The 11,013-nt window shown below is 55.8% G+C and carries 11 protein-coding genes; 8 read left to right on the forward strand and 3 right to left on the reverse strand.

Annotated elements, in window-relative coordinates; genetic code table 11:
• Positions 1–2: 2 nt before the first annotated feature.
• Together MK110_16510 and MK110_16515 are read right to left on the reverse strand one after the other, a co-directional pair.
• A complete protein-coding gene (locus MK110_16510; GenBank protein MCH2212906.1) occupies positions 3–578 on the reverse strand; it encodes a LemA family protein in 576 nt (191 codons plus the stop codon).
• Positions 579–832: 254 nt separating this feature from the next.
• Positions 833–1,042 carry a hypothetical protein gene (locus tag MK110_16515; GenBank protein MCH2212907.1) on the reverse strand — a complete coding sequence of 70 codons (210 nt, stop codon included), beginning with the start codon at positions 1,040–1,042 and terminating at the stop codon, positions 833–835.
• A 92-nt stretch (positions 1,043–1,134) separates the two neighbouring features.
• On the opposite strand from MK110_16515, the gene MK110_16520 reads away from it, so the two are divergent.
• The 8 genes from MK110_16520 (at position 1,135) to MK110_16555 (ending at position 10,050) form a co-directional block, all read left to right on the forward strand.
• A complete protein-coding gene (locus MK110_16520) occupies positions 1,135–1,593 on the forward strand; it encodes an S-adenosylmethionine decarboxylase (protein MCH2212908.1) in 459 nt (152 codons plus the stop codon).
• Complete coding sequence (locus MK110_16525) at positions 1,590–3,158, forward strand: DUF4178 domain-containing protein (protein MCH2212909.1); 1,569 nt, start codon at positions 1,590–1,592, stop codon at positions 3,156–3,158. The genes MK110_16520 and MK110_16525 overlap by 4 nt, the downstream gene beginning before the upstream one ends.
• A gap of 46 nt (positions 3,159–3,204) precedes the next feature.
• Positions 3,205–3,378, forward strand: a complete 174-nt coding sequence (locus MK110_16530) for a hypothetical protein (protein ID MCH2212910.1) — start codon at positions 3,205–3,207, stop codon at positions 3,376–3,378.
• Positions 3,378–3,644, forward strand: coding sequence for a DUF350 domain-containing protein (locus MK110_16535; protein MCH2212911.1), 267 nt, complete (start codon positions 3,378–3,380; stop codon positions 3,642–3,644). Before MK110_16530 ends, MK110_16535 begins: the two co-directional genes overlap by 1 nt.
• A 106-nt stretch (positions 3,645–3,750) precedes the next feature.
• Positions 3,751–5,274, forward strand: a complete 1,524-nt coding sequence (locus tag MK110_16540; GenBank protein ID MCH2212912.1) for a polyamine aminopropyltransferase — start codon at positions 3,751–3,753, stop codon at positions 5,272–5,274.
• A gap of 17 nt (positions 5,275–5,291) precedes the next feature.
• On the forward strand, positions 5,292–6,929 hold the full coding sequence (locus MK110_16545) for an FAD-dependent oxidoreductase (protein MCH2212913.1): 1,638 nt from the start codon (positions 5,292–5,294) through the stop codon (positions 6,927–6,929).
• A 103-nt stretch (positions 6,930–7,032) separates the two neighbouring features.
• Positions 7,033–8,145, forward strand: coding sequence for a hypothetical protein (locus MK110_16550; protein MCH2212914.1), 1,113 nt, complete (start codon positions 7,033–7,035; stop codon positions 8,143–8,145).
• Between the two features lie 180 nt (positions 8,146–8,325).
• Positions 8,326–10,050: a hypothetical protein gene (locus MK110_16555; protein MCH2212915.1), complete on the forward strand. Its 1,725-nt coding sequence runs from the start codon at positions 8,326–8,328 to the stop codon at positions 10,048–10,050.
• Between the two features lie 24 nt (positions 10,051–10,074).
• Here the strand turns inward: MK110_16555 and MK110_16560 are convergent.
• Positions 10,075–11,013: DUF1501 domain-containing protein (locus tag MK110_16560; protein MCH2212916.1), on the reverse strand; the 939-nt coding region annotated here is incomplete at its 5' end.

The raw sequence follows: 11,013 nt of genomic DNA on the forward strand, positions 1-11,013 counted from the left end.
TCTTATTTGGTGTCTTTGAATTCAACTTTCGGGAGTTCGCGTTCGGTCAGACTCTCCAGTTCAAAAAACTCAGCCGGCGTGAATTCAAACAGACCGGCAATCAGATTTGACGGGAACGACTCCACTTGGATATTGAAATCGCGCACGGTACCGTTGTAGTATCTGCGCGCCTTCTGCAGGTTGTCTTCAATACCGGACAACTGCTGCTGCAGGTCCAGAAAATTGTTCCCTGCCTTTAATTCGGGATAGTTTTCGGCCACGGCGAACAGGGTCTTTAAGCCGGCAGACAGAGCGTTCTCATCGCGTTGCTTGTCGGAGATTGACTGATCTCCCATCGCTCGTAACCGCAAACGGACTACTTCGTCCAGCACGCTCCGCTCAAAATCGGCGTAGCCCTGCACTGTGTTGATGAGGTTTGGAATCAGGTTGTGTCGCTGTTTCAGCTGTACATCGACACCGCTGAAAGCTTCGCGAACAAGCATGCGGCTGCGAACCAGCCTGTTGTAGATCGCCACCAGAATGACGCTCGAGATCAGGGCGATGACCAGCACGACCGCCAGGAAATAGATGCCCTGCATAATTTACAGCTCCCAGGCTGAGTTCACGCTTGCCATGTTTTAACCTGATCCGCGTCGCGGGTTTTTGATCAGGAGCCGTTGTCTGGCTTCTGCTGCTGTACTGACGAAATCGTCTGCACCATTTCTATCTCCATTGTAGTAGTTCGTCGACATCCAGCAGTTGCCGGCAGGATTTGTGAAACAGCACTCACTGGCATTGTGCTGAACTGACGGCCCTGCAGTTCCTTTGATTTTGCAAAACAGAGATGTTTTCGTCAACGGTGAGCAGCACTTTCCACGTTGCCGGTATGCCTCCAGGCAGGAGTACCGGCTTTTTTCCTCCGTCTCAGGCTCCCGTCCGGAACTGCCTGTCCCTGACGCTCCGCTTCGATCGTTTCATCAATGAGCAGCATTCCCCTGACGTGACTACCCCGGTTGTGAAGCTGTCTGTCGGAACCGGATTCAGCCATGCCGGCAATGAACACGATTTTCGAATCAGGGGAAGTTGGTTCCCCCTGATTCCTCGTTCTGTTACGGTGTTTTACTCAATTGCCACGCACTCCGGCGGAGCAACCTATTGAGTCAGACGGTCCCTCAGAAACAACAAATCCCTGTTCCTGGGTATCCGGAGAAAACTTTCTGCGGTGAGTTGCTCTCAACGGGATCGGAATGGGTGGTGGACGCTACCGGCTGTGATCCGGAGAGACTGGCCCGGCAACCGGTCCTGCAGTCACTTTGTGACGCCATCATTGCAGACAATCGGTTGAATGTAATCGGCTCTCCGCAATGGCACACGTTTCCCTCCCCGGGAGGAGTTACGGGCCTGTATCTGCTCAGTGAATCGCACCTTGCCTGTCATTCCTTTCCGGAGCATCAACTGCTGACCGTCAATCTGTACTGCTGCCGCGATCATGCTGACTGGGACTGGACAAGTCAGCTGGAACGTCGATTGGGCGCGATTGACGTTGTGCTGAGAAAGATGGACCGGGGCATTCTGCCTTCGGGAGATTCTGTTTCTTCCGGAGACGCCGTATGAAAGTTCGGGTCGCCAACTGTCCGTCGTGCGGCGGGCCGGTGGAATTTCAGGTGAGTACCTCACTGGTCACCATCTGCGATTTTTGTCAGTGCGTGGTGGCTCGAGCAGACAAGTCGGTGGCGGATCACGGAAAAGTATCCGATCTGGTTCTGACCGATTCTCCCTTAAGTCGCGGGGTCACCGGCAAGTGTCGCGGAAAGAAATTTGAGTTGGTTGGGCGTGTGCAGTATCAGCATCCTGCCGGCGGCGTGTGGGATGAATGGTATCTGCTGTTCTCCAACGGGCGCTGGGGATGGCTGGCGGAGGCTCAGGGTAAATACTATCTGATGTCCCAAAAGAAGGCGTTCCACAAACTCGATTTCCCGGAGTTTGATGATCTTGAACCAGGTCGACGGTTGAAGCTTGGAAAGAAGGAGGACATGACTGTCACGGAAGTCGGAGTCGCCGTCACAAAAGCGGCGGAGGGAGAGATTCCCTGGACGTTTCAGGAAGGGATTCCACACCGGTTCGTCGATTTTCGCGGGCAGGGCAGGACATTCGGAACCCTGGACTATTCGCTCAGCGAACCCCGCCTCTTTCTGGGCCGGGAACTCACTTTGGATGAACTGGGACTTTCGGAGACCGGCTGGTACGGGGGAGTGCCGGCAGGCGTCAGTCAGCACGACGAAAGTCGGGTGCAGGCACTCTCTGTGAATTGTCCACATTGTGCAGGTGCTCTGACGCTGCATGCTCCCGATGAGACGCAGCGGGTCTGTTGTCCGTCATGTGCATCGCTGCTGGATTGTCAGAAAGGAAAGCTGGAGTATCTGCAGACGCTGCACACCAGGCGAAAAAAACCGCAGATTCCACTGGGAACCGTGGGCACACTGGATGGTGTGGAGTACACCGTGATTGGTTTCATGGAACGCTTCGCTCGCTACCAGGGACTCGACTATCCCTGGACGGAGTACCTTTTGCGAAGTCAAAGATCAGGGTATCGCTGGCTGGTCTGCAACAAACGTCACTGGTCGTTTGTCGAACCGGTTTCTGCCCATGAGGTTTCGACTTTCATGGGTTCGGCGACCTACGACAACCAGAAGTTTTCCCGCTATGACCTGGGAACAGCGACCGTCCGATTTGTACTGGGCGAGTTCTACTGGAAAGTCACAGTGGGGGATATGGTGCACACCGTTGACTATATCGCACCACCACTGATGCTGTCCTCTGAACGTTCTGAGTCGGATGATTCGCAGGAATTAAACGTATCCTTAGGTGTCTACAAATCAACGGAAGAAATCGAACAGGCGTTTGGGATTACGGACCTCGTACGTCCGTGGGGTGTTGGAGTTATTCAGCCGGCCCCCCGGGCCGGTGACGTCATGAAGCTGTGGGCCATGTTCCTGGTGGTACTGGGTCTGCTGGATCTGTTGTTTTTGGCCACTTTGAAGCAGGGTGTCGACCAGTGGTTTTTCGCTACGTCACTGGGATTGGCGTCGCTGATTCCGATCGGGTTTTTGTTTTACAAATATCAGTTCGAAGTAAATCGCTGGAAAGACAGTGACTTCAGTCCGTATGCGACTGAATGATGATTAAGCAATTGGAAGATTCGTTCCATCGAAGGACGGACAGGTGATGCCTGATTTCAAATCGACTCTCGTCAAACTGTACCTGGTCGTGGGGATCAGTGTTTGTTTGTTTTTTGGCACCGGTGCGATCGCCGGATGGAAAATGCCGAGCATGGATTTTGGTGCCAGCGGTTTCGGCGGCGGACGCAGTACCGGTGGCTTTTGGGGGATAGGAAAATGATGGCTGCTCTGTCTGCTGTTTCCGGTGTACTGCTTCTGGGGCAATCTGCTGATGCGGGTTCGCTGATACGGCCTCTGATTGCTGCGATTGTGTTCGCGGTCGTGGGCATTTTTGTGCTGGCTCTGAGCTTCTGGCTGATGGAGAAACTCTCTCCGTTTTCACTCAAAAAAGAAATTGAAGAAGACCAGAATCTGGCACTGGGATTCGTGATGGGATCTGTGGTGATCGGCATTTCCCTGATCATTGCCGCGTCGATTCAGGGTTAGTATCGAGGCCGCTTTGCTGCAGTCGGCCAGCGACGGCTTCCCATCGTTTCCGCCGGCCACACAGGCCATGCGCGTTCAATCCGTCATTCAATAAGCAGTCGTCCGAATGAACCGGGCACCTTTATTTCTGTTCTATCTGAACGTGCTGATCATAGCCACCTGCGGGCTCATCTATGAGTTGCTCGCGGGGACTCTGGCCAGTTACCTGCTGGGAGATTCCGTCACCCAGTTTTCGCTGGTGATTGGAATTTACCTTTCGGCACTGGGTGTGGGTGCCTGGTTGTCTTCGTTTGTCGAAGAAAGGCTGGCCCGCTGTTTTATTGAAATCGAACTGGCCGTGGCCCTGGTGGGTGGAACGTCGGCCCCGTTATTGTTTCTGGCGTTCGGTTATATCGATTGGTTTCGTCCGCTGCTGTACGGACTGGTGTTTCTGATCGGAGTTCTTGTTGGACTGGAACTGCCGTTACTGATGCGGTTACTGAAGGAACATGTCGATTTTTCCGATCTGGTGTCACGTGTACTGACGTTCGACTACATCGGAGCTTTACTGGCCGCGTTGCTGTTTCCCATTCTGCTGGTTCCTCATTTGGGGCTGGTCCGTACGTCGCTGATATTCGGTATTATCAATGCACTGGTCGGATTATGGGGGACGCATCTGCTGCGACCGCTGCTGTCGACCAAAGGTCTGGGCGGGTTACGGGGACGAGCCATACTGGTGGTCGGTCTGCTGGTCACGGGAATCATCAAGGCTGACGCGATTACCACCGTTGCCGAAGAAAACCAACTGGCCGGCACTGTCGTGCATGCGGAAAGCTCACCCTACCAGCGGATTGTCATTGCAGAGAACAACACCGGGATTCAGCTGTTTCTTAACGGCCAGCTTCAGTTCAACTCCGCAGACGAATACCGCTATCACGAGGCTCTCGTGCATCCGGCAGTGGCGTCGTGCCGCAACGCACGCCGGATTCTGGTACTGGGCGGCGGTGATGGTCTGGCCGTGCGGGAAATTCTGAGGTACGCAACGGTTGAGTCTGTCACTTTGGTTGATCTGGATCCCGCCATGACGTCATTGGCTGATCGTTTTCCGCCTCTGGCGGAACTCACCGGTAACGCACTGCGGGATTCGCGGGTGACTGTGATTAACCGGGACGCGTTTTTGTGGATTGACGATGATACGGCCCGGTTCGATGCCGTGATCATCGATTTTCCGGACCCGGGAACTTACTCAGTCGGCAAGCTCTATACGAGTTACTTCTTTTCCCGACTGCGACAGCGACTGGCCCCGCAGGGGGTTGTCACGATTCAGTGTTCTTCACCGCTGGTGTCGCCGAAATCGTACTGGTGTGTCATCAACACACTGGAACAGTCCGGTTTTCGCGTACGACCTTTTCAGGCAACCGTTCCTACGTTTGGTGTCTGGGGATTTGCGCTGGCGGCCGTGGAGGATCTGCCGCCGATTCCTCAACTGTCACCACAGGTCAGTGAGCAGCTGAAATTTCTGGATCAAACGGTTCTGGACGACCTGTTCATCATACCAAAGGATATGAGCCATGTTGAAACCGATATTAACCGGTTGAACAATCAGGTTCTGGTGCGCTACTACGATCGCGAATGGAGTCGCTGGCAGTGAGACAGGAGTGAGCCGGCGTGACCGGATTTGATCGACGTGAACTTCTGCTGACCGCTCTGGCCGGTTCGTCCTCTGTATTGCTGCCGGGATGTTCTCAGGCCAACGCTGCATTCACCGGTGAACTGTTGAGTCCCTCGCTCGACGTGGGGCACCGTATCCGAGACGGCGATCTTCCTGAACCCGCAGTGACAAACTGGCAGGAATCAGGTGTGGTGATTGTGGGTGGCGGCATCAGTGGATTGACCGCCGCATGGCGGCTGGATCATGCCGGTGTGGATGATTTTACGTTGCTGGAACTGGAAACCGTGATTGGCGGGACTTCGCGGTGTGGACAGAGCCAGGTATCGGGATATCCCTGGGGAGCTCATTACGTGCCCGTTCCCCGTTCCGACAATCGGGCGTTGTGGCGACTGTTGGAAGAGATGGGAGCGGCTGCACAAAACCCACAGGGCGTGTATTCGGCTCACGAACACATTCTGTGTCGGGAACCACACGAACGATTATTCGTCCATGGTCACTGGGCAGAGGGTCTGTATCCGCACAGTGTGGCCACCGATGAAGATCTCCGCCAGTGGACGTCGTTTCAGGAGAGGATCGCGCACTGGATCGACTGGCGGGATGATCGGGGGACACCTGCTTTCACCATCCCCCTGGCCGGCTGTTCTGCCGACGAAGCCGTGCTTGTTCTGGATCAGATCTCCATGGGGGAGTGGATGCGCCGGGAGGGATGGGATTCAGCACCTTTGTTCTGGTGGGTGGATTATTGCTGTCGTGATGATTACGGATTGACGGTTGAACAAACCAGCGCCTGGGCTGGTTTGTTTTATTTTGCGTCTCGACGGGAAAACTCGAACTCCGTTTCACCCGGGGTTCTCACCTGGCCGGAAGGCAACGGCCGCATCGTTCAGCATCTCAGCCGGATTGCGGGCTCCCGCCTGAAAACCGGACAGGCGGTGCTGTCAATACAGCAGTCACCCAACAATACGGATGGTGTCCGAATTGTTGTGCTTGATCGCCAAACTAAGCAAATGTGGGGAATTCGGGCTCAGCAGGTGATCTTTGCGGCTCCTCAGTTTCTGGCCCGTTATCTGATTCTGAATCGAGCTGCCGGGCGAGTCACGGATTCAGATCAGTTTCGGTACGGGGCGTGGGTGGTTGCCAATGTGCATCTTTCGGACCGGCCGCGGGAACCCGATTTTCCGCTGTCTTGGGACAACGTGATTCACGACAGTCCGTCTTTGGGGTACGTGGTGGCGACTCATCAGCAGGGAATCGATCACGGGCCGACGGTCTGGACGTGGTATCTGCCACTTTGCGATGAACGGCCGTCTGATGCCCGCCACAAACTGCTGGATCTCACATGGGAACACTGGGCTGAGGTTGTGATCAACGATCTGGAACGGGCNCATCCGGATGTGCGGGACCTGGTCACTCGTGTGGACGTGATGCGGTGGGGACATGCCATGATTCAGGCACGTCCTGGTTTCATCTGGAGCCAGTCACGGCAGAGGGCTGCGACTGCTGAAGGCGCGATTCATTTTGCGGGTACAGATTTGAGTGGAATTGCCCTGATGGAAGAAGCGTTCTATCACGGGGTTCGAGCAGCGGAAGAAGTTCTGACCGCGCGGGATACGTTATTTTCCAGGTTTCTTTAATGCCGAATTTTTCCGGATCTGTCCGGGCAGATGACTCGGAACCGACGTGGAACTGATTCGCTGAGTCCGGATCTGCATCGATTCAAAAATGCAATCGTCAAACATGTCATCATCAGCCGGTCGGGTTACCTCCAGGGGCATGCTGCACAAAAGTCTGTGGCTGTTTTCCCCGGCAGTGGATTTGTGCACATTTCTGGGCAGTGCATTGACGGCGCTCAGCCTGTTGTGGGTTGGCCATGCACGCGGCTGGCTAAGCAGTGAGACTCCGGAATGGTTGTGGATCACCTCGATTTTGATGATTGATGTTGCCCATGTTTATGCCACCGGGTTTCGCGTCTATTTCGACAAAATGGAATTGCGACGGCGTCCGTGGCTGTATGCTCTGGCTCCCCTGCTGTCGTTTGTAATCGGGATTGCGCTGCACTCAGAGAGCCCCGTGTGGTTCTGGCGGATCCTGGCGTATCTGGCCGTGTTTCATTTTATTCGTCAGCAGTATGGCTGGGTGGCTCTGTATCGTGCCAGGGCTGCCGAGCGTGATCGGATCGGTAAATGGATTGATTCACTGACTATCTACCTGGCCACGATGTATCCACTGGTCTACTGGCATGCTCATCTGCCCAGAAATTTCTGGTGGTTTCTGGAAGACGACTTCATTCATTTGCCGGTGCTGGTGGCTGAGATTCTTCAGCCGGTGTACTGGGGCGTCATGCTGCTTTACTGTTGTCGGTCGGTATACCAGGCCGTGTGGTTCCGACGCTGCAGTCCGGGTAAAGATGTGGTTGTTGTCACCACTGCGGTCTGCTGGTACGTCGGCATCATTTCGTTCAATTCTGATTACGCGTTCACGGTGACGAATGTCATCATTCACGGCATTCCGTATCTGGTGCTGGTGTACTGGTACCGTTGGAACAAAACTGAGACCGCAGGTGCATCCCGCCATCCATTTCGCCGAATTGGCTCATTCTTCGGGGTGATCTGGCTGCTGGCGTATGTGGAGGAGTTGCTGTGGGACACCGGTGTCTGGCACGAACGGCCTTGGCTGTTCGGCAGTGCGTGGAGTCTGGACGACTGGAGCGGCCTGCTGGTACCGCTGCTGGCGGTTCCTCAGATCACGCACTATATCCTTGATGGTTTTATCTGGCGGCGAAATTCGAATGAACGGTTGGCCGGGTTTGTGAATCCACCGAGTGACATCCCGTCTTCGCCGCTCACATAACTGAGGCATCGTCAGGTTCGTCGGTTCTGGCTGTTTTGACTTTCCACGGCGGAGTCTCCGTCACTGCAATTTACGTTTTCAAATGCGCTGCGGACCTGGTCCGCCGTCAGTACCTCGCGCCGATTTCTGTTTCCGTGTTTACGCAGGTTGCGGACAATATTCGGTGGACTCATCCTCTCGTTGCTTCCTATGCTTTACCCTGTGGACCACCTGTACGGATTTGATCGACGAAATTTTTTGCTGGCGGCCGGCGGTACTCTGACGACGCCTCTGGCCCGCGTTCTGCAGGCGCAGCCTCCCGCGGCAGCCTCGCGCCGTCTACTCGTCAATTGGGACGGGTCGATGATTCACTGCTTTGGGCGAGCGGCCCTGGGAAATCCGGAAGGTCCGCTGACTCGCGAGCAGTTTGTTTCGCTGGTTTTCAGGCCGCTCGACCAAAAGGCGGTTGACGCGCTGTTCTTCAGCTTTGGCAGCGGCAATGTTGCGGAGTACCAGAGTAACGTGCTGGAGTGGCCCGGTCAGGCCGATCAGCTGAATTTTCCCGAAGCCCGTACCTGGCATGGTGGGATTGAGGTTGATCCGGCCGATCAGTACCGCAACCCCAGGGCGCTGGCCGATGCCGGAGCGAATCCGCCGGCGGTCGTCGTCGAGGAATGCCATCGACGGGGTCTCGACGCGTTCGTGTCGCTGCGGATGAATGATTGTCATGACGGACAGCACGCCAAAGGTGTGCGACCCAATCCCGAACTGCCCACCTTTAAACGACAGAATCTGGACTGGCTGGTACCGGACCTCGACATGTGGAGTGCGCTCAATTACGCCCATCCAAGAGTGCGAGCTCTGAAGCTGCGTGTTATTGAGGAGTTTTTCGATCGCTGGGACTTCGATGGCATTGAACTCGACTGGCTGCGGCACACGATGCATTTTCCCCGCGGCACCGAGGCCGAGAACGCGCATCACCTGAACACATTCATGCGTCAGGTGAGAAAGAGTCTCCGGCAGCGCGCTGACAAACGCGGGCGTCCCATCGAAATTGCCGTTCGCATCCCGGAACGGGTGGATTGGTGCCTGGAAGGTGGATTCGACATCCGTACCTGGATCGCAGAAGACCTCGTCGATATGTTGATTCTTGGTCAGGGGCTCACCGAATTGCCGACTCTGAGTGAATTTCGAACGTTAATGACCGCGCGGCAGTTGCCGATTTATCCCTGTGTAACGACATACGGAAACGGATACCGCATTTATCCGGAAGATGTGGTGCGGGGAAACGCGGCCAACCTGTGGCGCGACGGGGCAGACGGTCTTTCCACCTTCAACTGGTTCTTTCACGGTGACTGGCGTCGTTCGCTGCTGGGGCAGATTGCTGATCCGGCCCGCCTGGCGGGTCGTGACAAACGCTACGTTCTTGTGCAGCGTGTCGAGGCTCCGCGGCGTGAGCCCGGTGGCGATTATGTCCGCTTCAATACCCAGTCGCGTGCTGCGCCCGTGCCAATGAACCTCAACGTCGGAAGCGTGGCCGAGATGGCGATTCCACTGGCGGACGATGCATCCCCGGGGCGTTCTTCAATCAGCACCGCCGAGCTGTGTATCGGCTTCGAGTTTTCCGGTGAGAGTGACGAGCTTGAGCTGACACTGAATGGACAGCGACTTGCTGTTCACCACGATGATGACCGAGTCGAAATGGGTTCCGTCAATCAGCAGATCGATATACCGGCAGGGCAGGGGTTACTGGGATTTCCCTCGACGCAGTCGCTCGATGTGTCGTTCGCCGGGCTGAGGATTGATGTGCCGCCGGAGTTTCTTGAGGCAGGACACAATCATCTGACGATGGAATTACGGCGTCGCACACCGGGAATCGACCATCCATTGCGAGTGACCCGCGTGGAACTTGCCACGTACTATTAAATCGGACAGGTGAGTGTGGTCCCTCTACGCGATCACTTCGGAGATGAGACGACCGCCAAGATCGGTCAGACGTTTAAAACGACCACTGTGGTAGTACGTCAGGTCGTAGTCGTCCAGTCCCATCAGGTGCAGGATGGTCGCATGCAGATCATGGGTATGATAGACGTCCTCAACGGCTTTGATCCCCAGTTCGTCCGTGGCTCCCAGCACCGTTCCGCCCTTGACACCTCCGCCGGCTAACCAGAAGGGCATGGCGCTCTTGTTGTGGTCGCGTCCGGGATTGCTGCGGAAGAAACTCATGTGGTTGTCGGCCGTACGGCCAAACTCACCACCCCACACGATGAGCGTCTCATCCAGCAGGCCACGTTCCCTGAGGTCCTGAATGAGGCCGGCAATCGGTTGATCGGTTTCCTGTCCGCGCCGTCTGTGTTCTTTGGCGATGTTGCCGTGTGAGTCCCATCCGAGCGAGTAAACCTGGACAAAACGCACGCCACGTTCGACGAGTCGTCTGGCCATCAGGCACCGACGTCCCATCGGTTCGGAGATCTTGTTGTCCAGTCCGTACAGCTTTTGCGTGTCGCGTGATTCATCCCCCAGATTCACGGCATCCGGAACCGAGTTTTGCATGCGAAAGGCCAGTTCATAGTTCTGCATGCGGCCCAGCAAATCAGCGTTTCCGGGGTTGGAGTCAAGGAACTCACCGTTGATGTCACGGAGCAGGTCCAGGTTCCGGCGCTGGCGCTGGTGACTGATTTCGCCTGCCGGCATCAGATCGACAATGGGCGGGCCGACCGAGTTCAGCTGCGTTCCCTGGCAGGCCGGTGGCAGATAGGAGTTGGACCAGTTGGCGGCGCCACCAAACATCATTGTTTTTTCGTCCGGCAACACAACGAAGGCCGGCAGGTTTGAGTTCTCAGTGCCGAGTCCGTATACGACCCAGGAGCCCACCGACGGACTTCCCGG

The sequence above is a fragment of the Fuerstiella sp. genome (assembly GCA_022447225.1).
Lineage (GTDB): Bacteria > Planctomycetota > Planctomycetia > Planctomycetales > Planctomycetaceae > S139-18.